This window comes from Bradyrhizobium sp. Ce-3, from assembly GCF_022835695.1.
Lineage (GTDB): Bacteria > Pseudomonadota > Alphaproteobacteria > Rhizobiales > Xanthobacteraceae > Bradyrhizobium.
The window spans coordinates 1,265,585-1,291,472 of record NZ_BQUV01000001.1 but is presented as its reverse complement, the minus strand read 5'-3'; the positions used below and the strand labels follow the sequence as shown (position 1 = coordinate 1,291,472).

Below are 25,888 nucleotides of genomic sequence, written 5' to 3'. Positions count from 1 at the left end.
GAAGCTCGGTGGCTCACGATCCCGCGCTGGAACGAAGCACGCTGTCGCCTGGTGCGATCGACAACAGCCAGTCCCCGAACACCTGCTCGGCTTGCGCAGCGACCGGCCTCGCCAGCGCCTGCGTCGCTGCGCGCAGTTCGGGGATCGCAATTTTCGCCGCCGACAGTTCGGCGGCGTGGCCGACATACCATTCCTCGAGCTGCCGCGGATCGGCTTCGAGATGGAATTGCAGCGCCAGCGCGTTGCGGCCCCAGGCGAAGGCCTGGTTCTCGTAATTGGCATTCGACGCCAGCCGCACCGCATCGCTCGGCAGGTCGAACGTGTCGCCGTGCCAGTGCAGCACTTTGCTGTGCAGGTTGCGCAGGCAGGATGATTTGCCGTCCGCCGTCAGTTCGACCGGGCCCCAGCCGATCTCCTTGACCTTGCCCGGGAACACGCGGCCGCCGAGCGCCTGCGCCATCAGCTGCGCGCCGAGGCAGATGCCGAGCGTCGGCAGTCCGCGGCGCAGCCGCTGCTCCAGCAGCGCGATCTCGGTCGAAAGAAACGGATAGGTCTCGGTCTCGTAGACCCCGATCGGGCCGCCCAGCACGATCAGCAGGTCCGCATCCCTGACCGCGCGATCGGAGAGGTCGTCGACCGGCGCATCGCAGAACGACACGCTCCAGCCGGCGCGCTCCATGATCGGGGCCAGCAGCCCGAGATCCTCGAACGCCACATGGCGGATGGCAATGGCGGAGCGCGGTGGTCGCATCGGCAACGTCCAGTGTTTTCGCTATATAATCTCAAATATAGCGCAGCGGATCGCGGCGAGTCCAGCCGCCGTCTTGCGGGGCTGCTCAGCGGTCGGAATGCAGCTTCTCGAGAAACTCCTTCACGCCGCTGACGGCGCCGGTGTGCGAGGCGACATAGCCAGGAAGGGCGCCCACCGCCTTGTGAAACTCGCTGCTCTTCATGATGTCGAGCACGCGCTGCATCGGTTCGGTTTCCAGGAACGCGCGCTTGCAGACGAAGAAGTAATCTTCCGTCAGCAGGCGGATGAAATCGAGGCCGAACTGCCGCGCGGCAGCCTCGACGCCGAAGCTCGCATCCGCCATGCCGCTCGCGACATAGGCGGCGACCGCGGCGTGGGTGAACTCCATCTGCTGGGCGCCGTTGATCCGGCTTTGCGGAATCTTGTGCAGCGCCAGCAACTGATCGAACAGCAGCCGCGTGCCGGAATCATGGTCGCGGTTGACGAAGCGGGCCTTGCGCTCAACCAGATCCTTCAGCGTCGTGATCTTCAGCGGGTTGCCGCGCTTGACCATCAGGCCCATCTCGCGGGTGACGAAATTGATCACGCGGTCCTCGCGCGGATCGAGCCATTCGCGGCAGGCCTTGATGCCCTGCGCCCGCAACTCGCCGCGCGGCAGATGCACGCCGGAGAGATCGCAGGCGCCCTGCGCCAGCGACACCAGCGAGTTCTGGTTCGAGACATAGCGCAGATCGACGCCGACACCGCCGGCGCGATCGAGGAACTCGCGCAGCTTCGACACCGCAAAGCCGTGGCTGGCATGGACCCGGATCACCTGCGGCCGCTGCTCGAGGAACGGCTTGATCTCGGTGACCAGTTCCTGCGCGAGGTTCTCGAGCTGCAGGCCGAGCCGTGCCTGCATGCGCTCGCCGGCCCACACCAATTTCTCGCCGAACGGCGTCAGCTTCGAGCCCTTGCCGCGCTGCGTCTCCACCAGCGGCACGCCGAAGAACGCGGACCATTGCTCGATCAGGTTCCAGACATGGCGATAGGACAGATGCGCGTCGCTGGCGGCGCTGGTGATCTTCCCGGTCTTCCTGATCTCGTTGAGGATGCCGAGCATCACGACCGCGGTCTGCGGTGAGTTCTCTTTCCGAAAGCGCCAGACGGTCTCGATCTCGATCTGCAGCATCGTGGTCACCGCTTATGAAGTCGACTTCATATCCTGGTATGCCAATAGGCACAAGATATCATATTTACTGCGCATGAAAGCCTCTTAGGTTTAAGGGCAACACCAGGAGGAAATATGATGTCGGTTGCATATGACTATGAGCGCGATTTCAGCCGCCCCGCGACCATCCGGGACGAATTGCTGCTGATCGACGGCGCCCGCGTCCGCTCGCTGTCCGGTAAAACCTTCAAGTCCCTCAACCCCGCCACCGAGCAGGTGATCGCTGTCGTCGCCGAAGGCAACGAAGCCGATGTCGACCGTGCGGTCGCTGCCGCGCGCCGCGCCTTCGAAGGCCCTTGGCGCACCATGCGCGCCGCCGAGCGCGGCCACATCCTGTTGAAATGGGCCGAGCTGCTGAAGCAGCATGCCGACGAGATCGTGGCGCTGGAAAGTCTCGATGCCGGCAAGCCGATCGCGGGCGTGCTGCGCCAGGATTTTCCGGCGGCCGTCGACACGCTGACCTATTACGCCGGTTGGGCCGACAAGATCAGCGGCGATGTGGTCTCGACGCGCGACGACGCGCTGACCTACACGGTGCGCGAGCCGGTCGGCGTGGTTGCCGCGATCGTACCGTGGAATTTCCCGCTGATGATCGGCATGTGGAAGCTCGCGCCGGCGCTGGCCTGCGGCTGCACGATCGTGATGAAGCCGGCCGAGCTGACCTCGCTGTCGGCGCTGCGGATCGGCGAGCTCGCGCTCGAGGCCGGGCTGCCGAAGGGCGTGCTCAACATCGTGACCGGACCTGGCCGCGTCGTCGGCGACGCGCTGGTCAATCACCCCGATGTCGACAAGGTCACCTTCACCGGCTCGCCCGGCGTCGGCCGCGGCATCATGAAGGGCGCTGCCGGCAACTTCAAACGCGTCTCGCTCGAGCTCGGCGGCAAGTCCGCCAATGTGATCTTCGACGATGCCAATCTCGAAGCCGCCGCCAAGGCCGCGGCCGCCGGCATCTTCTTCAATGCCGGGCAGGTCTGCTCGGCCGGCTCGCGCGTGCTGGTGCAGGAGAAGGCCTATGACGAGGTGGTCGAGCGCCTGGTCGCCCGCGCAGAGAGCCTGCGCATCGGCGATCCCGCCGATCGCGCCACCGCGCTCGGGCCGGTGATCTCCGAGAAGCAGATGCGCTCGATCCTCGACTATGTCGAGATCGGCAGGAACGAGGGCGCGCGGCTCGCCACCGGCGGCGCACGCGTCGGCGATCGCGGCTACTTCATCAGCCCCGCGGTATTCGCCAATGTCGCGCACGAGATGCGGATCTCGCAGGAGGAGATCTTCGGTCCCGTCGTCAGCGTGATCAAGTTCAAGGACGAGGCCGACGCGCTGCGCATCGCCAACGGCACCGCCTACAGCCTCGCCGCCGGCGTCTGGAGCGCCGATATGGGCCGCGTGCAGCGTTTCGCCAAGAAGGCCCGCGCCGGCACGGTGTGGATCAACACCTATGGCTACACCGACGTGCGGCTGCCGTGGGGCGGCGAGCGCGACTCCGGCCTGGGCCGCGAACACGGCACTGCCGCGCTCGACAATTTCACCGAGCCGAAGGCAGTGTGGATGAATCTCAACGTGTGACCGCGCGTAACGCGGCAACACGGGCGCGGATCGGAGGAACCGCGCTGACGGGGTTTTGCGTGAATGCGCCGCATAACAGGCGTCGTCCCGGCTTTCGCCGGGACGACGATGTGGAGACACGACGACCTGTTTCCTCTATCGTTCTGCGCGGGGCCAATAGCGACCCACGCAGAACGAGGCGATCGTGCAGACAAAAAAATTCGGCAACAACGGCCCGCAGGTCTCGGTGATCGGGCAGGGCACCTGGTATCTCGATCGCGGTGACCGCAAGGCGGCCGTCGCTGCGTTGAAGCGCGGCATCGATGCCGGCATGACGCATATCGATACGGCCGAGATGTACGGCGACGCCGAGCTCGTGATCGCGGACGCGATCGCCGGCCGTCGCGACGAGCTGTTCCTGGTCTCGAAGGTCCTGCCGAGCAACGCCTCGCGGCGCGGCACCATCACCGCATGCGAGCGCTCGCTGAAGCGGCTGAAGACCGACCGGCTCGATTGCTATCTGTTGCACTGGCGCGGAACTTATCCGCTCGCCGAGACGGTCGCGGCGTTCGACGAATTGATCGCGGCGGGCAAGATCCGCGCCTGGGGCGTCAGCAATTTCGACACCGAGGATCTCGACGAACTGCTCGATGTCGCCGGTGAGGGCAAGATCGCCTGCAACCAGGTGCTCTACCATCTGCAGGAGCGCGCCATCGAACACGCCGTGATTCCGTGGTGCGAGCAGCACGGCGTTGCGGTCGTCGCCTATTCGCCGTTCGGCCACAATGATTTCCCCTCACTGTCGACCAGGGCCGGCACGGTGCTGCAACAGGTCGCGCAGGCGCACAAGGCGACGCCGCGCCAGGTCGCGCTGAGCTTCCTCACGCGGCTGCCGTCGGTGCTCGCGATTCCGAAGGCGTCGAATGCGGACCATGCGGCGGAGAATGCAGCCGCAGGCACGCTGAAGCTCAGCGGCGACGAACTCACGGCGCTCGACAACGCGTTCGCGCGCGGGCCGAAGCCGCGTTCGCTGCCGATGCTCTAAGCGAGAGCGTTTTCAAGCGAAGTGGATACCGGTTCGCGTGAAGGAAACGCGTCAAACAAGAATCCGGGCCCCGGATATCGTCGAGATCTGCACCGTCTCCACTCCACACAGTTCTTAACAAACTGTTGCAGTTGCAGCCGCATGCGGGCTGCGGCGGGCGGTCGCGCACGCTGGTGCATATCGGAGTCCCGTTTTCGGGCATTGTTCTCACGGCGGAATTGGCGTTCTGTAACAGCAGCAGATTCCCCTTATTTTGCCTTCGAGATTGCCGTGACACCGCCCCCCGCCGCCGTAGCCGCCAGGCTGGACAGCGTTCCTCTTGCATTGCCCGCAAAAGCCACTTCAGCGCGCAAGGCGCCGGCCCGTACCGATCGGCCGTTCAAGGGCATCGCGCTGATCCTGCTGTCGACGGTGTTCCTGGGCACGTCCGACATCACCGCAAAATATCTGTCGTCCACGCTGCCCTCGATCGAGATCGCCTGGATCCGCTTCCTGGTGTTCGCGATGATCATGACGCCGGCGATGCTGCCGGGCTCGCCGCTGTTCGCGCTGCGCAGCAGCCGCCCCGGCCTGCACGTGCTGCGTGGCGCCGCGCTGCTCGGTTCTTCCCTGATCTTCATCACGGGGCTCGGCTTCCTGCCGATCGCCGAGGCCTCGGCGACGAGCTTCGTCTCGCCGCTGTTCGTCACCGCGCTGTCGATCGCCTTCCTCGGCGAGAAAGTCGGTATGCGACGCTGGATCGCGACCGCGGTCGGCCTCGCCGGTGTGTTCATCATCCTGCGGCCGGGCACCAGTGCCTTCCATCCCGCCGCGGTCTTTCCGCTCGTCTCGGCGCTGGCCTGGGCCGGCACGCTGATCCTGACGCGCATGATGAGCGGCAGCGAGCGTCCGGTCGCGGTGATGACCTATTCGTCCATCGTCGGCGTCGCCATCGTCAGCGCGCTGGTGCCGTTCGTCTGGGTCACGCCGACCTGGCACGACATCATGTTCGGCATCCTGATCGGCGTTGCGTCCACCGTCGGACAGTGGATCGTGGTGCTGGCGTTCCGCTATGGCGATGCCTCGGTGCTCGCGCCGTTCTCCTACACGCAGCTGCTGTGGGTCAGCATCCTCGGCTTCCTGATCTTCGGCGAAGTGCCCGACAGCTGGACCATCCTCGGCGCCGGCTTCATCGTCGCCTCGGGCCTCTACACCGCGCATCGCGAGCGCGTCAGGCGGTCGCAGTTGCTGGCCGTGGCCAACGAGCCTTCGCCGAACGCCTGACCCGGGTACCGAGAATCGTGCGCCGGTTGCGAAACCAACCTCCGCTAGCGTTGCGCGTGTACAACAGTCGGGTCGAAATTTCGATCTCGGGAAGCTGAATCGAAGGATTTCGGAAACAATCGGCAATCGCGCGTTTGGCTGCATGCTAATCTCGCCCCAAGAGCGCCGTAGAGCGTTTGGGGGCCGTACACGTGCATTTTGGTTGGTCGTTTTTCTCGTTTGGTCAGCGGTTTCGCGGTGTGCTGGCTTCCGCAGTCTGCGTCTCGGCGGCTGCGTGCCTGTTGCCGTGCAGTTCGGCACAGGCCCAGAGCTACACCTGGGGCGGCAGCGGCAGCACGACGAGCAGCCCCGACTACCAGCTGCCGAGCAACTGGTCGACGACGTCGGCCGGCGCGCCGCCGATCCTCCCGAGCCAATCCGCGATTTTCGATTCGACGGGATCGCCGACGGTCACGATCGGCGGTCCGATGCTGCCGGACTCCTGGACTTTCACCGCCAATTCGCAGTCGTACACGATCAGCGGCAATCCGGTTATCTTCGCCCTGACGGGGCCGAGCGGCGGCCTGATCAACCGGGCCAACAGCGGCCAGACCATCACCATCAGCGCCAGCATCCACGGGCTTGCGCCCGGCGTGATGGTGCAACAGCTCGGCAACAGCACGCTGGTGCTCGCAGGCGCCAACAGCTACGCCGGCGGCACGCTGATTTCGGCCGGCACCGTGCAGGCGACCAATGCGGATTCGGTCGGCACCGGCACCATCACGCTCAACGGCGGCACCTTCCAGATGCAGTCGCCGACCGTATCGACCATCGCCTTCTCCAACAGCATCGCGGTCAACGCGGCCGGCGGCACGGTCGATGCGAACGGTGCCCAGGTCAATCTCCAGGGCGTGATCGCCGACGGCGCCGGCGGCGGTGTGCTGCGCCTGATCGATTCGTCCGCCTCGGGGTTCTCCAACGTCCAGCTCTCGGGTGCGAACACCTACAGCGGCGGCACGCAGGTGGTCGATACCACCGTTGTCGTCACCAACAACAAGTCGGTCGGGTCAGGCGCGGTCACGCTCGACAATGCCGTGTTCCAGGCCGATGGCCTCGGCAACCTGACCTTCGGCAACAATTTCAAGATCAACGCATCGGCGATCGGCAGCGCGATCGACGCCAACGGCGTGACGCTCACGATCGCCGGCAACATCGCCGACGGCAACGGCCCCGGCAAGCTGACGGTGCTGGATAATTCGGGCGGTCTCGGCCGCGTGGTGCTGTTGGGCACCAACACCTATACCGGCGGCACTTCGATCTGCGATTGCGCGACGCTGCAGCTCGGCGACGCCGGCCACACCGCCTCGATCGTCGGCGAGGTCGCCGTCGACGGCAAGCTCGACATCGTCAATGCCAACACGGCTGGAATCACCAAGATCGTCAACGACGGCTTCAACGGAATTGCCACCACGACGTTCTACAATTCCACGACGGCGTCGACGGCGACCATCATCAACCAGAATTTCGGCCTCACGGAGTTTCGCGACAGCAGCACCGCGGGCAACGCGACCGTGAGCAATACCAACGGTGCGTTCACGATCTTCCGCGATGCCAGTTCCGCCGGCAATGCCACGTTCACCAACAGCACTGGCGGCGCCGTGGTGTTCGGCGACGCGCTTGGTCTTCCCGGCGGCACCGACACCAGCACGGCCGGCAAGGCCGTGATCGACAACCATAGCGGCGGCAACGCAGTGTTCCTCGGCCATACCGATGCGGGCCAGGCGACCATCATCAATCGCGATAGCGGTTTGACCCAGTTCTTCGAATTCTCGTCGGCCGCGTCGGCGACGATTATTACGGAAGCCAATGGTGCTCTCGGCTTTGTCCAGCACAGCACTGCGGCGAACGCGACGATCGACAACAGCGGTGTAACCATTTTCGGTGGGTTCAGCGTTGGTGTGGATGCGCCGACTGCCGGTAACGCGAACATCACCAACCGTTCCGGCGGCATGCTGATCTTTCAGGCCTATTCGACGGCGGGCAACGCCACCATCACGACCGAGAGCGGCGCCCACGTTCTCATTTCCGGCAATTCGACAGGCGGCACCGCGCAGTTCATTACGCAGGGAACCGGCTATGTTGACTTCGGTGCTGGCGTTGGGCCGAACGGCGACGGGCGCATCACGGCAGGTTCGATCGCAGGGTCGGGTTCCTACTACATCGGTGGCGGCGTTACGCTTACCGTCGGCGGCAACAATCTCTCGACCAATGTCAGCGGCGTGATCTCCGAGTTCAAGCCGTGTGGCTGCGGCTCGCTCGCGGAAGGCAATCTGGAGAAGACCGGCAGCGGCACGCTGACGCTGTCGGGCTTCAATACCTATTCGGGCACCACCACGGTCAATGGTGGCGTTCTGCAGGTCGACGGCGGGATCGCGTCGTCGTACCTCACCACCGTGAATGCCGGCGGCACACTTTCCGGCATCGGCACCGTCGGCAACACGACGATCGCGAGCGGCGGCATCCTGCTGCCCGGCAATGCGACGCCCGGCTCCTATTTGACCGTGGGAGGCAATCTCGCGTTCCAGTCCGGAGCGCTGTATCTGGTGAGCATCAGCTCGACGGCGTCGACCTACGCCAAGGTGACGGGCACCGCGACGCTGGCGGGTTCGGTCGGCGTCAGCGCCACAGCCGGCAGCACGATTGCCAAGCAGTACACCATCCTGACCGCGGTCGGCGGCCGCAGCGGAACGTTTGCCGGGGTCGATTCAACCGGGCTGCCGTCCAATCTCGTGGCGACGCTCGGCTACGACACGAACAACGCTTATCTCAATTTCGCGCTCGATTACGGCGCGAAATCGACGCTCAACATCAACCAGAGCAACGTCGCCACCACGCTGCAGAACTTCTTCAACGCCAATGGCGGCATTGGCGCGGCCTTTGCCGGGCTGTCGCCGAACGGCCTGACGCAGGTGTCGGGCGAGGGAGCAACCGGCTCGCAGCAGGCGACGTTCAACGCGATGGGACTGTTCCTCGGCCTGTTGACGGACCCGTTCGTCGCCGGACGCGATGGCGCTGCCGATGGTGGCGCAAGCGCCACGCCGTTTGCCGAGGAGGGCGCTTCGCTCGCCACCGCGGCGCGCAAGACCGAGCCGCGCGATGCGTTGGCCGCGATCTATGCCAAGGCGCCACCGCGTCAGCTCGACTTCGAGCAGCGCTGGAGCGTGTGGGCGGCGGGCTATGGCGGCTCGCAGACCACCAGCGGCAATGCGGTGCTGGGCTCCAACAACACCAGCAGCAGCCTCTATGGCACCGCGGCCGGCGCGGACTATCGTTTGTCACCGAATACCATCGCCGGCTTTGCGCTGGCCGGCGGCGCCACCAGCTTCAGCGTCAACGGTCTCGGCTGGGGCCGCTCGGATCTGTTCCAGGCCGGCGCGTTCGTCCGCCACACCGTCGGCGCGGCGTATGTGAGCGCAGCGCTCGCCTATGGCTGGCAGGACATCACCACCGATCGCATCGTCACCGCCGCGGGCGCCGATCATCTGCGCGCCAACTTCAATGCCAACGCCTGGTCGGGCCGGCTCGAGGGTGGCTATCGCACCGCGACACCCTGGATCGGGCTGACGCCTTACGCGGCGGCGCAGTTCACCAGCTTCGAGCTGCCGAGCTATGCGGAAAGCGTGGTTTCCGGCGGCGGCGCCTTCGCGCTGAATTATGCGGCGAAGAGCGTCACCGACGTCAGGAGCGAACTCGGCCTGCGCTCCGACAAATCCTTTGCAGTCGACAGCGGTCTCGTGACTCTGCGCGGCCGCGTCGCCTGGGCGCACGACTTCAACCCAGATCGCAGCGCCGCTGCCGTGTTCCAGACGCTGCCGGGCGCGGCCTTCGTGGTCAACGGTGCGGCGCAGGCCAGCGACTCCGCGTTGACGACGGCCTCGCTCGAGATGAAGTGGCGGGGCGGGTGGTCGGCGGCCGCGACCTTCGAGGGCGAATTCTCCAACGTCAGCCAGTCCTACGCCGGCAAAGGCGTTATGCGCTATACGTGGTGACCCTCCGTGCTATAGCCTCGCGCAGCGAAAGCGTGTCCCGGACCTGATCCGCGACAGTGTATTTCGCGAGACGAAATACGCATCAAAATGAGTGGGACCAAACCCACGCGGGAGGGAACATGCGCGCAGCGATCTTCAGAAACGGCGAGATTGTCGTCGACCAGATGCCGGAGCCGAAGCCGGGCGCCGGCCAGGTGCTGGTCAAATCGCTCGCCTGCGGCATCTGCGGGTCCGACCTGCACGCACGCAAGCACGCCCACCGCATGGTGGAGCTGAGCAAGTTCCTGCCCGGCCGCACGCCGATGGATCTGTCGCGCGACGTCGTGTTCGGCCATGAGTTCTGCTGCGAGATCCTCGATTACGGCCCGGGCACCACGCGCAAGCTGAAGCCCGGCACGCGCGTCTGCTCGCTGCCGGCGCTGCTGACGCCGGAGGGTCCGAAGGGCATCGGCTATTCCAACGAATATGCCGGCGCCTATGCCGAGCAGATGCTGCTCAGCGAGCCGCTGTTGCTCGAAGTGCCGAACGGCCTTGCCGCCGAGCACGCCGCGCTCACCGAGCCGCTCGCGGTCGGCGTGCACGCGGTGGCAATGGCCAATATCAAAGGTGGCGAGGTGCCGCTGGTGATCGGTTGCGGGCCGGTCGGGCTCGCGGTGATCGCCGCGCTGAAGATCAAGGGGCTCGGCCCGATCGTCGCTGCCGATTACTCGCCGGCGCGGCGCCTGCTCGCCGAGAAGATGGGCGCCGATGTCGTGGTCGATCCAGCCAGGACACAGCCCTATGCGAGCTGGGCCGAGCACGCCCAGATGACCGAGGCGGAGAAGGCGGCGCGGCCGCCGATGCAGGCGCTGCTGCCGCCGCTGAAGCCCGCGCTGATCTTTGAATGCGTCGGCGTGCCCGGCGTGTTGCAGCAGGTGTTCGAGGGCGCGCCGCGCGGCGCCCGCGTCGTCGTGGTCGGCGTCTGCATGGAGACCGACAAGTCCGAGCCGATGCTCGGCATCATCAAGGAGCTCAACGTCCAGTACGTGCTCGGCTACACGCCGGAGGAGTTCGCCTATTCGCTGCGCCTGATCGCGGAAGGCCAGGTTGATGCCGCCTCGCTGGTCACCGGCCGTGTCGGCATCGACGGCGTCGCGCAGGCCTTTGCCGATCTCGCCAATCCCGAGGCGCACACCAAGATCCTGGTCGAGCCGTGGCGGTGAGCTGACGCCGGCGTAGCGCGGTTTGCATTTCGTGACACCGAACCTATAGTTCGCTGTCCTCTGAAAGCATCCACCGCATGCGCGTTTCAATCATCACGGGAGGCGGCTCCGGCATCGGCGCGGCGGTTGCACGCCGGCTCGCCGGCCCCGATCAATCCCTGATGCTGCACGGGCAGGGCACTGATGCCGCAGGTCTCGCGCGGCTGAACTCGGTTGCGGAGGAGTGCCGCAGCAATGGCGCGAAGGTCGCGGTCGCGACCGGCGATCTTGCCGCGGCCGGCGCGGGGACCACGCTGGTCGAGGCCGCGCGCGCTGCATTCGGGCCGATCGATGCGATCGTGCACGCCGCGGGCTTTGCCGACCGCCGCGAATTTGCCAGCCTGCCGCGCGAAGCGCTGGAGCGCGCCTTCGCGGTGATGGCGGCGGCCTTCCATGAAATCGCGGCCGCGGCGCTGCCCGACCTGATGCGCAGCGCGCGGAGCCGCGTCGTCGCGGTCTCGAGCTTCGGGCCGCATCGCTTCGTGCCTGGCGCCACCTATCCGGGATCGGCCGCGGCCAAGGCCGCGCTCGAAGTGCTGGTCAAGTCGCTCGCGATCGAGCTCGCCGCGTCCGGCGCCACCGCCAACGCCGTGATGCCCGGCTACACCCGCAAGGATTCCGGCTTGTTCGGCGCGCTTGATACCGCGACCTGGGAGCGCGTGGCAAAAGCCAATCCGATGCAGCGGCTGGCCGAGCCCGACGAGGTCGCCGCCGTGGTCGCGTTCCTGCTGTCGCCGGACGCGGGCCATCTCACCGGCGCCACGCTGCCGGTCGATGGCGGCCTGACCTTGATGTGACGGCATGAGCGAGGGCGTGCCGGTACAACAGGCTGATGTCGTCGTGCTCGGCGCCGGCATGGTCGGCGTCTCAGCCGGCCTCGCCGCGCGGCAGCGCGGATTGTCCGTCGTCATCGTCGACCGCCGCGAGCCCGGCAGCGAGACCTCCTACGGCAATGCCGGCATCATCTCGTCCGGCTCGATCCTGCCGCTCAATACGCCGTCGCTGCTGAAGAACCTGCCGAAATATCTCACCAACACGCATCCGGCGCTGCGTTGGAATCTTCCCTGGGCGCTCGCCAATGCCGGCTGGGTGATCCGCTTCCTCGCCGCGGCGACACCGTCGCAGACCAGGCCGCGCGCCGCCGCGCTGCACGGCCTGATCGGAACGTCGCTGACGCTGCATCGCGACTGGATCGTGCAGGCCGGCGCCGGCCATCGCATCCGCGAGACCGGCTGGCTCAAGGCCTGGCGCGGCGATGGGCTCTCGACCGCCAGGGCCGAGCAGGCGGCGCTCGCCGAATTCGGCATCAAGAGCGAGGTGCTCGATCGCCAGGCGATCTCGGCGCTCGAGCCCAACATCATTCCTGTCTATCGTGTCGGCCTGCTGCACAGCCAGACGGCATCGGTCGATTCACCCGGCGCGGTGGTGAAGGCCTATGCGCAGATGCTCGCTGCCAGCGGCGGCACGGTGCGGCAATCCGAGATCCGGCGGATCGAGCAACAGAACGACGGCTGGCACGTGCACCTTGCCGACGGCGAGATCGCCGCGCGCCATGTCGTGGTCGCACTCGGGCCGTGGGCGGCCGAATTGCTGCGGCCGCTCGGCTATCGCGTGCCGCTGGCGTTCGAGCGCGGCTATCACCAGCATTTCGTGCCGAACCCGGCACGCAAATTGCTGCGCCCGATCCATGACGCGGAAGGCAGCTTTCTGATGACGCCGATGGAGCAGGGCATTCGCGTCACCAGCGGCGTCGAGCTCACCGCGCGCGACGCGCCGTCGAATGATGCGCAGCTCGATTTCGTGGTGCCGATGGCGCGCGGCGTGGTCGAGTTCGGCGACGCGGTCGGCGAGCGCTGGCGCGGCGCGCGGCCGACGTTGCCCGACAGCCTGCCGATGATCGGGCCGGCGCCACGGCATCGCGGGCTCTGGCTCGCCTTCGGCAACCAGCATATCGGCTTCACCACCGGCCCCGGAACGGGTGCCGCGGTTGCGGCGATGATCGCAGGTGCTGCGCCGCCATTCGACGTCAAGGCATTTTCGCCGGACCGGTATATCGCGTGACACACGCGAGGCCGCCTGCGATGCTGGGAGTCGGGTGCGTCACGCGCGGCAACCGAGGGGCAGGATGAACTACGTCTGGGATTTCGGCATCCTCGCCAAGTACAGCCATCTGTTCTGGCTCGGGCTCGGCTGGACCATGGCCTACACGATCGGCACCATCATCCTGGGGACCTTGATCGGCCTGATCGTCGGCATGCTGCGGCTGCGCCGCATTCCCGTGATCGACTGGCTGCTGATCGCCTATATCGAGCTATTCCGCTGCACGCCGCTGCTGGTGCAGATCATCTGGTTCTACTACGCGTTTCCGGTGGTGATCGGGGTCAACATCCCGGCGCATGTCGCGGCCGTCAGTGTGCTCTCGCTCTATGGCGGCGCGTTCTATGCCGAGATCGTGCGCGGCTCGATCGAGAGCGTGCCGGTCGGGCAGTGGGATGCCGCCAAGGCGCTCGGCCTCCGCGGCTGGCATCTGATGCGGCTCGTGATCCTGCCGCAGGCGCTGAAGCCGATGATGGCGCCCTATGTCAACCAGTCGGTGACGCAGCTGAAGAACACCTCGCTGGTCTCGATCATCGCGGTGCCCGACCTGGTCTACAACGCGACCCTGATCAACGCCGACACCTACCGGCCGCTCGAGGTCTACACCATCGTGGCGCTGATCTATTTTGCCATTCTGTTCCCGTCGACGCTGGTGGCGCGCCGGCTGGAGCGCGGGCTGACCTACGACAAGGTGTGATCTTTCTTCTCCCTCGTCCCGCTCTTGCGGGGTCGAGACAAGCGAAGCTTGCTCTTGGAGGGTCGGGGTGAGGGGCTTCTATCCGGCGAGCAGTTCGGTGCTTGTTGAGCAATGTGCTTTGCCTCTCACCCGGATCGGATCTTCGATGCGATCCGATCTCTCCAGGCGGCAGGGCTATCGCATATGCCTGCCGGGCATGAGGACGCGGAAACGTCGGTTACGCAAACACGCAATACCCCACGCCCGTGGGCGAGCGTAGGTCTGCCGGATTTCTGAATATTAGAAGAATACCCCTGAGTTGCCCGACGTGTCAAGTCGCCTCGTCGAACGCCGGCCACCGCCGGCTACTTTGCATGGGGTTGTTTTCGATATTTTGGTAACGCCTCCCCCCGCAAGTGCCGCAGGCGGGGAGAGGTTAGGGAGCTTCACGTCAGATATTCAGCTCCACCGGCACGTCCTCCGCCTTGACGCCGGCGAGGCCGAGGCCCTTGACGAACCATTCGCGCATCTGGCCGATGCCGCGGTTGTAGTCGACCCACACCGACAGGAAATCGCGCCAGCGCTTGTCCTGCTCGCGCCGCACCGCCATGCCGCTCGCGATCGTCACCGAGGGCGAGGCCAGGATCTTGTAGGTGCCGAGGTTCGGGTTCTTGGCGATCGCGGTCAGCCCGAGCACCAGCGCGTTGACCACGCAATCGACGCGGCCCGAGGACATCTCCAGCATCACCTCGTCGCGCGACTTCAGCGACTTGATGGTGGCGTTCGGCGCAAAGCGCCGCGCCACCGCCTCGTTGGCCGAGCCGACGTCGACCGCGATCTTGACCTCGGGCTTGTTGATGTCGGCCCAGGTCTTGGCCTCCAGCCCCTTCTTCAGCATCGCGCCGAACGGATGCGGGAACACCAGATTGGTGAAGTCCACCACCAGCGCGCGCTGCGGCGTCGGGTTGAGCGCAAAGCCGAGATCGATCTTGTTGGCCTGCAGATCGAGAATCGAATTGCCATAGGTCGACTCGACATATTCCAGCTTGACGTCGAGCAGCTTGGCGAGGTCGTTGGCCATCTCGATCGAGAAGCCGGACCAGGTGCCGGTGGCGAGGTCCTTGTTGAAATAGGGCAGCTCGCCCGGCAGCACCGCGATCCGCAGCACCTTGTTGGCGCGGATGCGGTCCAGCGTGTTGTCGGCGGTCTGCGCCGAGGCCGGGGTGGCCATCGCGGCCGCGAGCGCCGCGCCGCCGCCGATCCCGAGTGCATAGCGCAGCGCGTCACGGCGTTCTTCGGAAATTTTGATGTCGTCGGATTGAGTCAAGCGGGCCTCCCTGCACCAGATCGGGGAAGCCTAGCGTCGGTATCCGATGCCAGCAAGTCCGCGCGCCTGCGCCATTGGTAGGCGAGGTGCCCAGCTCTTCACCTCTCCCCGCGACGAAGGGCGGGGAGAGGTGGTGCAGTTCGATCAATACCGTCCCGGCACGTACATCTCCGGCGGGATCGGGCCGCGGTGATAGTCGGGGTTGCGCACCCGCGGCGGCAGCACCACCGGCTGGTGGGTGACCGCCTGGTAGGGGATCTGGCTCAGGAAATGCGAGATGCAGTTGAGCCGGGCGCGCTTCTTGTCGACGGCATCGACGATCCACCACGGCGAGTCGGGCAGATGAGTGCGCTCCAGCATCGTCTCCTTGGCCTTGGTGTAGAGCTCCCAGCGGGTCCGCGCCTCGACGTCCATCGGGCTCAGCTTCCACTGCTTCAGCGGATCCTGGATCCGCATCGAGAAGCGGAACGCCTGCTCGTCGTCGGTGATCGAGAACCAGTATTTCAAGAGGATGGTGCCGGAGCGGATCAGCATCCGCTCGAATTCGGGCACCGAGTTGAAGAACTCCTCATACTGCTCGTCGTTGCAGAACCCCATCACCTTCTCGACGCCGGCGCGGTTGTACCAGCTGCGGTCGAACAGCACGATCTCGCCGCCGGCCGGCAGATGCGAGACATAGCGCTGGAAGTACCATTGCGTGCGTTCGCGCTCATTCGGCGCCGGCAGCGCCGCGATCCGGCAGACGCGCGGGTTGAGCCGCTGGGTGATGCGCTTGATGACGCCGCCCTTGCCGGCGGAATCGCGGCCCTCGAACAGCACCACGACCTTCTTCTTCTCGTGCTGCACCCAGTCCTGCAGCTTGACCAGCTCGCCCTGCAGCCGCAGCAATTCGCGGAAGTAGAACTTGCGGTCGATCGACGGCTTGCCGGCGGCTCCGTCGTGATCGAGCTCGTCGAGCCTCATATCGTCGAGCTCGAGCTCGAGTTCCTCGTCGAGGCTGTCGGCCATCTCCTGATGGATGCGGGCGCGCAGTGCCTCGTCGCGCAAGGCTTCGTCCCGGGCGGCTTCGTCGGTGAGGGCGGAGGTCGTCATGAAGGTCCGTCTTTCAGTGTGTTAGATGGATCGGACGGCAGCATTGACGGGCGATGTTACCCCTCTATGACAATGTCATGACCGCTGTTTCACGCCGCCGGGCGGACTGTGCTAACAAGCGCCGACAAAACCAAAGGGAGTCGCTGATGATTTCGCTCACGCCAAAAGACGTCCTGCCGCAGGACGGCACCGCCGGCACGCTGGTCGGACGGGTCTGGCTGCCGCAGGCGGGTGGGCCGGCCGTGGTCGCGGTGCGGGGCGACGGTGTATTCGACATCACCGCGCGCTTCCCGACCGTAAGCGCGCTGTGCGAGGAGGCCGATCCCGCGGCGGCGCTGCGTGCGACCAAGGGCGAGCGGATCGGCGATTTCGAGGCCATTCTTGCCAACACGCCGCCCGATAACCGCGACAAGGCCAGACCGCATCTGCTCGCGCCGGTCGACCTCCAGGTGCTGAAGGCCGCCGGCGTCACCTTCGCGATCTCGATGCTGGAGCGCGTGATCGAGGAGCGGGCGCGCGGCAACCCGTCGTCGGCGGACGCGATCCGCAAGGAGGTGGTGCGCCTGGTCGGCGACGATCTCTCCAAGCTGAAGCCTGGCTCCGAGCAGGCGATGCGGCTGAAGCAGGTGCTGATCGACCAGAACGCCTGGAGCCAGTATCTGGAGGTCGGCATCGGCCCCGACGCCGAGGTGTTCACCAAGGCGCCGACGCTGTCCTCGGTCGGCACCGGCATGGATGCCGGGCTGCATCCGAAATCGACCTGGAACAATCCGGAGCCGGAGGTCGTGCTGATCGTCTCCGGCGCCGGCAAGATCGTCGGCGCGGCGCTCGGCAACGACGTCAACCTGCGCGACTTCGAGGGCCGCTCAGCGCTCTTGCTGTCGAAGGCCAAGGACAACAACGCCTCCTGCGCGATCGGCCCGCTGCTGCGGCTGTTCGATGCGACCTTCTCGCTCGACGACGTCAGGAAGATGGATGTCGGCCTCACGGTGAAGGGTGCCGACGGCTTCGTGCTCGAAGGCCATTCCTCGATCTCCAAGATCAGCCGCGATCCGACCGATCTTGTGGCGCAGACGATCGGGCCCGTGCATCAATATCCCGACGGCTTTGCGCTGTTCCTCGGCACCATGTTCGCGCCGGTGAAGGACCGCGACGCCAAGGGCGAGGGCTTCACGCACAAGCGCGACGACATCGTCACCATCGATGCGCCGCAGCTCGGCAAGCTCGTCAACCGCATGCGGGGCAGCGACGAATGCGAGCCCTGGACCTTCGGCGTTGGCGCGCTGATGAAGAATCTGGCGCAGCGCAAGGTGCTGTGAGGAAGGGCATTGGCGGGGCGGACGGCTCGCGCTGATCCGCGCTCGCTTGCTGCGCGCGGCGCGATGATGTGCTAGTGTTCGCTGCTGCCGCCTTCGTTGTCGAACATGTTCAGAAACCTGGGCGGCAGATCAATCGCATGCCGCAACTTGTGCGCGCGCAGATGCGCGAAATTCGGAGCGACCGCTTGTCGCGCCGTTATGTGAACCAGTTCATCCTTGTTCGCGCCGATCCGTTTCAGCATGTTGGCTCGACGCGAACAGAAGGAGTCGCGGACATGAGCGAGCAGCCATCAAATGGAATGCCCGATTGGCTCACGACGGACGTGCTGGTGATCGCCGTCGCACTGGTGATCATCGTGATGGGCATCTGGATCGCGCCATAGCTGCCGCGGGTGCGCGGCGATGACGTGCCTTACAGGCCGATCATCCGGAAGATCATGCCTCCGATATTCGGACCATGATGGTGGTGGCGGCGATGACGGCCTCGCGGAGGTTCCTCGTTGCTCGCGGCCATCGTGGTCCTGCCGCCGTTTCGCTCGGGGCCGACCGCGTCGAACGCGGCCTTCTGCTCGTCGCTCAGGGCGGCGTAGAAGGTGTCCAGCGCCGGGCGCACCGTGCCGATCGCCTGCAGCATCGTGTCGAGTCGTGCTTCGACCGCCGCAAGGCGTGCCGGTGGCGTGCGCGCCTCGGCGGGCGGGCAGGACGATTTCAAGGTGTCCTCGGCCTTTGTCGCCGCATCCCGCAAGGCGTCGAGGCTCGCCCGCTGCGCGTCGGTTGGCTTGACACTGCGTTCGATGACGTCGCCGGGCCATGCGATGGCGGCAGGCTGCGCCGCGTTGCAGTTGGCGTTGTCCGGCGCTGCCTCGCGCTGGCCGCGGTGCTGATCCGCCACCAGCGCAGTCACCTTCGCCTTCTGATCGTCGGTCAACAATCCATAGAACTTCTCGAGCGCCGGTTGCAGGATGCCGACCGCGTCGCGCATCGCCTGCAGGCGCTGCTGCATCGCGGCGAGGCGGCTCGGTGCGGTCAGCGGCACGTCCTTGGGACATGAATCAAGAATCGTCGCGGACGCCTTCTGCGATGTGCCGGCGAGGTCGTCGAGCGCCGCGCTTTGCTCCGTATTGGGCTGAATGGCGCTGCGGAATTGCTCGATCGGGAAGCCCGCGATGTCGCTTCGGTCGCTGCCGCACATGTCGGCAAGGGTGGCTGCCTGGCCGGTGCGCGATCGGCCCGTGCTCGGCGGCCGGGGACCGGCATAGCCGGGCAGGTAAAAGGCATAGCCGCTCAACGCATCATAGTCGTACGGACCGAACAGGCCGGCATAGAGATCGTTGTAGCCGTAATCCCAGAAGTACGGATCATAGCCCGCGCCCCACCAGGTGTAATCATAGAGATCGTAATAGGCGTAGGGCCAGAACACCGGGCCGACCCAGCCATAGCCGCCATTCGCATGACGCCACCATCCATCGCCATTGCGATAGCCCAACGCGGCTCCGGCGGCGGCTGTCGTGATGGCCGCGCGCGTCATCGGGTTGCGCAGCCCGCCCGGTCTGCCCATTGCGGTCCTGATCTGGCGCGAGGCCAGCGAGCGTCCGACGACGTTCGCATTGTGCCGCATCGCGGCGGGTGAGGCGGCAACTCGACCGGCTCGACCGGCGGCTACGCTCGGCGCGGTGCGCGCGGCGGGACGGAATTGGGAATGGCGTGCGGCTGAGCCGCCGCCGGGCCTCGCCCCGGCTCTTGCTGCGGGACGAATGGTGTGAAAGCCGCCGCCGCGCGGAGCGCTGGCGTGAAACCCGCCGCCATGAAACCCACCTCCGCCACCGCGAAATCCGCCGCCACCGTGGAAACCGCCGCCACCATGAAATCCGCCGCCACCACCATGGAAGCCGCCACCGCCATGACCGCCACCTCCGCCGCCATGGCCTCCGCCGCCGCGAGCGGCATCGGCACGACCTGCGAACAGCGCTGTCGACGCCGCCACCGCGATGATCGCGGCGAACGCCAACACGGCGTATTTGCTGCGGGCGGCCGTCAGCATGGGTGTCACCCTCCGGATACTCAGTGATGCCTGACGACAACATCGCACGCCGCCGCCGGGTTCCAGCGGGGATGTTCATTGCAATGATTTAATTTGCAGCGATCTCGCAGCGAGAACGTCCGCCGTGCGACCCACCGGCCGAACCACATATTCGGTGTCGTCCCGGCGAAAGCCGGGATCCATACGCCGCTGCAGCTGTTGTGAGAGGGACTCGTCGTTCCAGCTTCGCGCAACAATTTGGATTTGGGGTTGTGGGTCCCGGCCTTCGCCGGGACGACGGTGCATATTTTGGCGCGACCGATGGCACCATTCAGGTGCAGGCAACCACCACCCTACACCGGCAGCGCCGTCGAATACTTCACCTGGCTCAGCGCGAAGCTCGACTCGATCGAGGCGATGCCGTCGAGCCGGGTCAGCTTGTTCTTCAGGAATGCCTCATAGGAGGAGAGGTCTGCGGCGACGACGCGCAACAGATAGTCGCGGTTGCCGGTCATCAGATAGCACTCGAGCACCTCGTCCCATTTGGAGATCGCGCGCGCGAAGCGGTTGAGGTCTTCCTCCTTCTGCCGCGCCAGCTTGATCGAGATGAAGACCGAGACATGCAGTCCGATCGACTTCTGGTCGACGGTCGCGATGTAACGGGAGATCACGCCGCGCTCCTCGAGCAGCTTGACCCGGCGGTGGCAGGGCGACACCGACAGCCCGACCTTGTCGGCGAGCTCTTGCATGGTCATGCGGCTGTCGGTCTGGAGCAGGGACAGGATCTTGCGGTCGATGGCATCGAGGGCAGGCATTGGGATGAACTCGTCAGTTGAGGCCGGATCGTGGGAATTTATCCCAATTTTTCCTGCGCTGTCGCGCGGAATTGAGATTTTCGGCGGCCGCCGCAGCAGTAACATCGGGAATACCGCCCGGAGCCTCGCCAGGAAACATCGCCATGGGTATTGCGCCTGAACGCCTCGACATGCTCGCAGCCTTGGCCCGCAAGGTGCTGTGGCTGTCGTCGTGGACCATCCATCACGCCAACCATGTGCGGCCCTCGACCGACGGCCTCAAGGTCGGCGGCCACCAGGCCTCGTCGGCCTCGCTCGCGAACATCATGTCGGCGCTTTATTTCTCGGTGCTGCGGCCGCAGGACCGCGTCGCGGTCAAGCCGCATGCGAGCCCGGTGTTTCACGCGATCCAGTATCTGTTCGGCCACCAGACCCGCGACAAGCTCGAGAATTTCCGCGGCTACAAGGGCGCGCAGTCCTATCCCTCGCGCACCAAGGATGTCGACGACGTCGACTTCTCGACCGGTTCGGTCGGGCTCGGCGTGGCCCAGACGCTGTTCGCCTCGCTGGTGCAGGACTACGTCAAGGCGCATGGCTGGATGGGCGACCGGCCCGAAGGCCGCATGATCGCGCTGGTCGGCGACGCCGAGATGGACGAGGGCAATATCTTCGAGGCGCTGCTCGAGGGCTGGAAGCACGGCCTGCGCAACACCTGGTGGGTGGTCGACTATAACCGCCAGTCGCTCGACGCCGTGGTGCGCGAGGGGCTGTGGGCCAAGTTCGAGACCATGTTCCGCAATTTCGGCTGGGACGTGGTGATCGTGAAGTACGGCAAGCTGATGCTCGAGGCGTTCGCCGAGCCCGGCGGCGAAGCACTCAAGCGCTGGATCGACAATTGTCCGAACCAGATGTACGCGGCGCTGTGCTTCCAGGGCGGTGCGGCATTCCGCAAGCATCTGCGCGACGACATCGGCGATCAGGGCGAGGTGTCGGCGCTGATTGATCGCCGCAGCGACGACGAGTTGCTGGCGCTGATGTCGAATCTCGGCGGCCACGACATGGCGAGCATGATCGAGGCGTTCGAGGCGATCGACCATGATCGGCCGGTCTGCTTCATCGCCTACACCATCAAGGGCGTCGGCCTGCCGATGCAGGGCCACAAGGACAATCACGCCGGCCTGATGACGGTCGCGCAGATGGAGAAGTGGCGCGCCGCGCAGAACATCCGCCCGGGCCACGAATGGGACAAGTTCGAGGGCCTGTCGCAGGAGCCTGCCAAGCTTGAGGCGTTCCTGGCCGAGGCGCCGTTCAACCGCGAGGGCCGTCGCCGCCTCTCGGCGCCGGAAATCGAGGTGCCGGAGCGGCTGGCCTTCAAGGCCTCCGCGCAGATGTCGACGCAGCAGGGCTTTGGTCTCGTGCTGCATGAGCTCGCGCGCGGCGACAGCGAGCTTGCCTCGCGCATCGTCACCGTGTCGCCTGATGTCACCGTGTCGACCAATCTCGGCGCCTGGGTCAACCGCCGCGGCCTGTTCGCCAAGGCGGAGAACCATGACCTGTTCCGGCAGGAGAAGATCCCGTCGGCCTACACCTGGGAATATTCACCGAAGGGACAGCATCTCGAGCTCGGCATCGCCGAGATGAATCTGTTCATCATGCTGTCGGCACTCGGCCTGTCGCAGCAGATCAATGGCGCGCGGCTGTTGCCGGTCGGCACGCTGTACGATCCTTTCATCGAGCGCGGCCTCGATGCGCTGAACTATGCCTGCTACCAGGATGCGCGCTTCATGGTGGCGGCGACGCCGTCCGGCATCTCGCTGGCGCCGGAAGGCGGCGCGCATCAGTCGATCAAGACGCCCTTGATCGGCATAGGGCAGGATGGGCTCGCCTCGTTCGATCCGGCCTTCGTCGATGAACTTGCCGTGATCATGGGCTGGGGCTTTGGCCACATGCAGCGCGAGGGCGCCGAGGGTGGTTCGGTTTACCTGCGACTCTCGACCCGGACGCTGGAGCAGCCGCAACGGATCATGACTCCCGACCTGCAGCGCGACATCACCGAGGGCGCCTACTGGATGCGCAAGCCGGGCCCGAACTGCGACATCGTGATCGCGTATACCGGCACCGTCGCGCCGGAGGCGATCGAGGCGGTCGGCCTGATCGGCGAGAGCCACCGCGATGTCGGTCTGCTGGCGGTAACCTCGGCCGACCGGCTCTATGCCGGTTGGTCCGCGGCGCGGAATTTGCGTCGCGACCGCCGCGGCGCGCAGCATTTGAGTCATATCGAGCGCATGCTGGCACCGCTCGGCCGCGACTGCGGCATTGTGACCGTGATCGACGGCCATCCAGCCGCGCTCGGCTGGCTCGGCAGCGTGCGCGGCCACCGCCTCGAGGCGCTCGGCGTCGAGCATTTCGGCCAGACCGGCACGATCGGCGACCTCTACCGCCACTACGGCATCGACGCCAACGCCATCATCGATGCGGCGGAAAGCGTCTCGGCCGGCGCCCCGGTGCGGCACCGCAAGATGGCGGTGTAGTTTCACCCTCCCCTGGAGGGGGAGGGTCGTTGCGCATGAAGCGCAGCGGAATGCGCAACGGGGTGGGGTGATCTCTCCACTCGGGTACTGCTGGATGAGGAGAGACCGGCACCCCACCCCGCCGCTCATTGCATTCGCGTCGACCCTCCCCCTCCAGGGGAGGGTGAAGAAGTCTTGTCACTCGCGTGATGGCGACCTTATATCCCGTGGGCGTGCACGAGCCGCGCCCCGCATATGGCGGGTTCAATTCGCCCTGCTTTCGTGCAAGGATGCCTGCCGAACGCTTTCCGTTCCCCTTATCCATACGCCCCCTACAAGAGGTTTCCGATGGTCAATCGCATGCAATTCTACATCGACGGCGCCTGGGTCGATCCGGTCGTCAAAGGCAAGTCCACCCCCGTCGTCAATCCGGCGACTGAAGAAGCGATGTATGAGATTGCGCTCGGCTCCAAGGCCGATGTCGACAAGGCAGTCGCCGCCGCCAAGCGCGCGTTCGAGAGCTATTCGAAGACCAGCCGCGAGGAGCGCATCGCGCTGCTCACCAAGGTCGTCGAGGTCTACAAGGGCCGCATGAAGGAGATCGGCGCTGCCGTCTCCGACGAGATGGGCGCGCCGCTGCCGATGGCCGAGAAGCTGCAGGCCGGCGCCGGCCTCGGCCACCTCATGAACACCCTCGAAGTGCTCAAGAAGTACGAGTTCGAGGAGACCATGGGCACCGCCGTGATCGTGCGCGAGCCGGTCGGTGTCGTCGGCATGATCACGCCCTGGAACTGGCCGCTCAACCAGATCGCCTGTAAGGTTGCGCCCGCGCTCGCCGCCGGCTGCACCATGATCCTGAAGCCGTCGGAGTTCACCCCGACCTCGGCGCTGATCTTCGCGGAAATCCTCCATGAAGCCGGCGTGCCGAAGGGCGTGTTCAACCTCCTCAACGGCCTCGGCCCGGAGGTGGGTGCTGCGATGAGCGAGCACCCGGACATCGACATGATCTCGTTCACCGGCTCGACCCGCGCCGGCGTCGACGTCGCCAAGCGTGCGGCGCCGACCGTCAAGCGCGTCAGCCAGGAGCTGGGCGGCAAGTCGCCGAACGTGATCCTCGACGGCGCCGATCTCGCCAAGGCGGTGACCGGCGGCGTGATGCACATGTTCAACAACTCGGGCCAGTCCTGCAACGCGCCGTCGCGCATGATCGTGCCGCTCTCCAAGATGAAGGAAGTGGCCGCGATCGCGAAGGGCGTCGCCGACAAGACCAAGGCCGGCGATCCGCGTGCTGACGGCACCACGATCGGCCCGGTGGTCAACCGCGGTCAGTGGGACAAGATCCAGGCGCTGATCCAGAAGGGCATCGATGAGGGCGCAACGCTCGTCGCCGGCGGTCCGGGCTTGCCCGAGGGCGTCAACAAGGGCTTCTATGTCCGTCCGACCATCTTCGCCGACGTCACCAACGACATGACGATTGCCCGCGAGGAAATCTTCGGACCGGTGCTGACCATTCTCGGCGCCAAGGACGAAGCCGAAGCGGTGAAGATCGCCAACGACACGCCCTATGGTCTCGCCGGTTACGTCTCGGCCGACAGCGTGGAAACCGCGCGCCGCGTCGGCCGCCAGATCCGCGCCGGCAACGTCAACCTGCAGGGCGTGCCGAACGAGCGCACCGCACCGTTCGGTGGCTACAAGCAGTCCGGCAACGGCCGCGAGTGGGGCCGCTACGGACTGGAGGAATATCTCGAGGCCAAGGCGGTCGCCGGCTACAACGCCGCGTAAGCCGAACTGCGAGAGACGAAATACTGGCGCCGGGGCGGGTCACCGCTCCGGCGTCAGGCATTTTGGAGGATGCTTACTCATCGTCGTCCCGGCCCCCCGTGCGCAATTGCGCACTAGGCCGGGACGACGAAAACTAACCCCCGAGCGCGCCCTGGGTGTTGACGTAGAGCGCATAGATCGACTGGCTCGCCGCCATGAACAGGCGGTTGCGCTTGACGCCGCCGAAGGCGAGGTTGGCGCAGCGCTCCGGCAGCGCGATGCGGCCGATCATGACACCGTCGGGCGCGAACACCACGACGCCGTCGAGCTCGGGATCGCCCATGCCCCAACCGCACCACAGATTGCCGTCGATGTCGCAGCGCATGCCGTCCGGCGTGCCGCGGCCGGCATCGATGAACACGCGCTTGTTGGAGATCGTCTTGCCGTCGGCTGCGACGTCATAGGCCAGGATCTTGCGGTTCGGCTCGCCGCGCGATTCCACGACGTAGAGGATCTTCTCGTCCGGCGAGAAGCACAGCCCGTTCGGGCCGAGCACGCCCTCGGCGACGATGCTGGCCTTGCCGGTTTCGGGATCGAACCGGTAGACATTGGGCTCGATCTCCGGATCGGCCTTGTAGCCCTCGTAATTGCCGAGCAGGCCGAAGGTCGGATCGGTGAACCAGATCGAACCGTCGGATTTCACCACGACGTCGTTCGGCGAGTTCAGCCGCTTGCCGCCGAAGCTGTCGATCAGCACCGTAATCGATCCGTCATATTCGGTGCGCACCACGCGGCGGCCGCCATGCTCGCAGGTGATCAGCCGGCCCTGGCGGTCGCGGGTGTTGCCGTTGGCGAAGTTCGACGGCTTGCGGAAGATGCTCACCGCGCCGGTCTCTTCTTCCCATTTGAGGATGCGCTGGTTCGGGATGTCGCTGCACAGGAGATAGCGGCCGTCGCCGAACCACACCGGACCTTCGGCCCAGCGCAGGCCGGTGGCGATGCGCTCAACGGCGGAGAGTTTTAGCCAGTACTTCTCGAAGCGCGGATCGAGCGCGTGGATTGCGGGATCGGGGTAACAGGTCGCGGGACGCCAGCCGGCGGAATGAACATCGGACATTTGCTGTTCTCGTTGTTGTGTTTCGATGGTGTTTCCTTGAGCGCATGGTTTGCTATCATTGTCGGCCAGCGACCGCAATTCGGCTGCAGCAAACA

General features: G+C 65.8%; 19 protein-coding genes. 12 read left to right on the top strand and 7 right to left on the bottom strand.

Annotated features, from left to right (window positions below; all coding sequences use genetic code 11):
• Window positions 1-13: 13 nt before the first annotated feature.
• Window positions 14-751, bottom strand: coding sequence for a glutamine amidotransferase (locus BRSPCE3_RS05845; protein WP_244064791.1), 738 nt, complete (start codon window positions 749-751; stop codon window positions 14-16).
• Window positions 752-836: 85 nt separating this feature from the next.
• Window positions 837-1,922 (bottom strand): substrate-binding domain-containing protein, encoded by a 1,086-nt coding sequence (locus BRSPCE3_RS05840; protein ID WP_244064788.1) that lies wholly within the window; start codon window positions 1,920-1,922, stop codon window positions 837-839.
• Window positions 1,923-2,039: 117 nt separating this feature from the next.
• Between BRSPCE3_RS05840 and BRSPCE3_RS05835 the strand changes: the two genes are divergently transcribed.
• From BRSPCE3_RS05835 to BRSPCE3_RS05800, 8 genes are all read left to right on the top strand, one after another.
• Window positions 2,040-3,524, top strand: coding sequence for an aldehyde dehydrogenase family protein (locus tag BRSPCE3_RS05835; protein WP_244064787.1), 1,485 nt, complete (start codon window positions 2,040-2,042; stop codon window positions 3,522-3,524).
• Between the two features lie 184 nt (window positions 3,525-3,708).
• Window positions 3,709-4,548: an aldo/keto reductase gene (locus tag BRSPCE3_RS05830; RefSeq protein ID WP_244064785.1), complete on the top strand. Its 840-nt coding sequence runs from the start codon at window positions 3,709-3,711 to the stop codon at window positions 4,546-4,548.
• 270 nt (window positions 4,549-4,818) lie between these two features.
• The gene (locus BRSPCE3_RS05825; protein WP_244064783.1) at window positions 4,819-5,811 is read left to right on the top strand and encodes a DMT family transporter; all 993 of its coding nucleotides are present in this window, start codon (window positions 4,819-4,821) and stop codon (window positions 5,809-5,811) included.
• 242 nt (window positions 5,812-6,053) lie between these two features.
• Window positions 6,054-9,839, top strand: coding sequence for an autotransporter domain-containing protein (locus BRSPCE3_RS05820; RefSeq protein ID WP_375709869.1), 3,786 nt, complete (start codon window positions 6,054-6,056; stop codon window positions 9,837-9,839).
• Window positions 9,840-9,958: 119 nt separating this feature from the next.
• Entirely contained in the window at window positions 9,959-11,041 is a 1,083-nt protein-coding gene (locus BRSPCE3_RS05815; RefSeq protein WP_244064780.1) for a zinc-binding dehydrogenase, read from the top strand.
• 77 nt (window positions 11,042-11,118) lie between these two features.
• Window positions 11,119-11,877 (top strand): SDR family NAD(P)-dependent oxidoreductase, encoded by a 759-nt coding sequence (locus tag BRSPCE3_RS05810; protein WP_244064779.1) that lies wholly within the window; start codon window positions 11,119-11,121, stop codon window positions 11,875-11,877.
• Window positions 11,878-11,881: 4 nt separating this feature from the next.
• Window positions 11,882-13,141 (top strand): FAD-binding oxidoreductase, encoded by a 1,260-nt coding sequence (locus BRSPCE3_RS05805; RefSeq protein ID WP_244064777.1) that lies wholly within the window; start codon window positions 11,882-11,884, stop codon window positions 13,139-13,141.
• Window positions 13,142-13,205: 64 nt separating this feature from the next.
• Entirely contained in the window at window positions 13,206-13,874 is a 669-nt protein-coding gene (locus BRSPCE3_RS05800; RefSeq protein ID WP_244064775.1) for an amino acid ABC transporter permease, read from the top strand.
• 430 nt (window positions 13,875-14,304) lie between these two features.
• Here the strand turns inward: BRSPCE3_RS05800 and BRSPCE3_RS05795 are convergent, their stop codons facing one another.
• Window positions 14,305-15,180 carry a transporter substrate-binding domain-containing protein gene (locus tag BRSPCE3_RS05795; RefSeq protein WP_244064774.1) on the bottom strand — a complete coding sequence of 292 codons (876 nt, stop codon included), beginning with the start codon at window positions 15,178-15,180 and terminating at the stop codon, window positions 14,305-14,307.
• A 144-nt stretch (window positions 15,181-15,324) separates the two neighbouring features.
• Window positions 15,325-16,272 carry a polyphosphate kinase 2 gene (gene ppk2, locus BRSPCE3_RS05790; RefSeq protein ID WP_244064771.1) on the bottom strand — a complete coding sequence of 316 codons (948 nt, stop codon included), beginning with the start codon at window positions 16,270-16,272 and terminating at the stop codon, window positions 15,325-15,327.
• A gap of 146 nt (window positions 16,273-16,418) precedes the next feature.
• On the opposite strand from ppk2, the gene BRSPCE3_RS05785 reads away from it, so the two are divergent.
• Window positions 16,419-17,591, top strand: a complete 1,173-nt coding sequence (locus BRSPCE3_RS05785) for a fumarylacetoacetate hydrolase family protein (RefSeq protein WP_244064770.1) — start codon at window positions 16,419-16,421, stop codon at window positions 17,589-17,591.
• A 74-nt stretch (window positions 17,592-17,665) separates the two neighbouring features.
• Window positions 17,666-17,974: a hypothetical protein gene (locus BRSPCE3_RS05780; protein ID WP_244064768.1), complete on the top strand. Its 309-nt coding sequence runs from the start codon at window positions 17,666-17,668 to the stop codon at window positions 17,972-17,974.
• Between the two features lie 29 nt (window positions 17,975-18,003).
• Here the strand turns inward: BRSPCE3_RS05780 and BRSPCE3_RS35990 are convergent, their stop codons facing one another.
• Together BRSPCE3_RS35990 and BRSPCE3_RS05770 are read right to left on the bottom strand one after the other, a co-directional pair.
• Window positions 18,004-19,632 (bottom strand): Spy/CpxP family protein refolding chaperone, encoded by a 1,629-nt coding sequence (locus BRSPCE3_RS35990; protein ID WP_283843080.1) that lies wholly within the window; start codon window positions 19,630-19,632, stop codon window positions 18,004-18,006.
• Between the two features lie 332 nt (window positions 19,633-19,964).
• Window positions 19,965-20,426, bottom strand: coding sequence for an Lrp/AsnC family transcriptional regulator (locus BRSPCE3_RS05770; protein WP_016841346.1), 462 nt, complete (start codon window positions 20,424-20,426; stop codon window positions 19,965-19,967).
• A 143-nt stretch (window positions 20,427-20,569) separates the two neighbouring features.
• Here BRSPCE3_RS05770 and BRSPCE3_RS05765 point away from each other — a divergent pair, with 143 nt between their 5' ends.
• A complete protein-coding gene (locus BRSPCE3_RS05765; protein WP_244064767.1) occupies window positions 20,570-22,936 on the top strand; it encodes a transketolase in 2,367 nt (788 codons plus the stop codon).
• A 327-nt stretch (window positions 22,937-23,263) separates the two neighbouring features.
• Entirely contained in the window at window positions 23,264-24,697 is a 1,434-nt protein-coding gene (locus tag BRSPCE3_RS05760; RefSeq protein ID WP_244064765.1) for an aldehyde dehydrogenase family protein, read from the top strand.
• A 133-nt stretch (window positions 24,698-24,830) separates the two neighbouring features.
• Here BRSPCE3_RS05760 and BRSPCE3_RS05755 read toward each other — a convergent pair whose 3' ends face one another.
• On the bottom strand, window positions 24,831-25,793 hold the full coding sequence (locus BRSPCE3_RS05755; RefSeq protein ID WP_244064764.1) for an SMP-30/gluconolactonase/LRE family protein: 963 nt from the start codon (window positions 25,791-25,793) through the stop codon (window positions 24,831-24,833).
• Between the last annotated feature and the right edge of the window lie 95 nt (window positions 25,794-25,888).

Bases quoted from the DNA above. Each gene is read 5' to 3' on its own strand.
- BRSPCE3_RS05845 (WP_244064791.1), bottom strand. From the start codon at position 751: ATGCGACCACCGCGCTCCGCCATTGCCATCCGCCATGTGGCGTTCGAG.
- BRSPCE3_RS05840 (WP_244064788.1), bottom strand. From the start codon at position 1,922: ATGCTGCAGATCGAGATCGAGACCGTCTGGCGCTTTCGGAAAGAGAAC.
- BRSPCE3_RS05835 (WP_244064787.1), top strand. From the start codon at position 2,040: ATGTCGGTTGCATATGACTATGAGCGCGATTTCAGCCGCCCCGCGACC.
- BRSPCE3_RS05815 (WP_244064780.1), top strand. From the start codon at position 9,959: ATGCGCGCAGCGATCTTCAGAAACGGCGAGATTGTCGTCGACCAGATG.
- BRSPCE3_RS05810 (WP_244064779.1), top strand. From the start codon at position 11,119: ATGCGCGTTTCAATCATCACGGGAGGCGGCTCCGGCATCGGCGCGGCG.
- BRSPCE3_RS05805 (WP_244064777.1), top strand. From the start codon at position 11,882: ATGAGCGAGGGCGTGCCGGTACAACAGGCTGATGTCGTCGTGCTCGGC.
- BRSPCE3_RS05800 (WP_244064775.1), top strand. From the start codon at position 13,206: ATGAACTACGTCTGGGATTTCGGCATCCTCGCCAAGTACAGCCATCTG.
- ppk2 (WP_244064771.1), bottom strand. From the start codon at position 16,272: ATGACGACCTCCGCCCTCACCGACGAAGCCGCCCGGGACGAAGCCTTG.
- BRSPCE3_RS05785 (WP_244064770.1), top strand. From the start codon at position 16,419: ATGATTTCGCTCACGCCAAAAGACGTCCTGCCGCAGGACGGCACCGCC.
- BRSPCE3_RS35990 (WP_283843080.1), bottom strand. From the start codon at position 19,632: ATGCTGACGGCCGCCCGCAGCAAATACGCCGTGTTGGCGTTCGCCGCG.
- BRSPCE3_RS05770 (WP_016841346.1), bottom strand. From the start codon at position 20,426: ATGCCTGCCCTCGATGCCATCGACCGCAAGATCCTGTCCCTGCTCCAG.
- BRSPCE3_RS05765 (WP_244064767.1), top strand. From the start codon at position 20,570: ATGGGTATTGCGCCTGAACGCCTCGACATGCTCGCAGCCTTGGCCCGC.
- BRSPCE3_RS05760 (WP_244064765.1), top strand. From the start codon at position 23,264: ATGGTCAATCGCATGCAATTCTACATCGACGGCGCCTGGGTCGATCCG.
- BRSPCE3_RS05755 (WP_244064764.1), bottom strand. From the start codon at position 25,793: ATGTCCGATGTTCATTCCGCCGGCTGGCGTCCCGCGACCTGTTACCCC.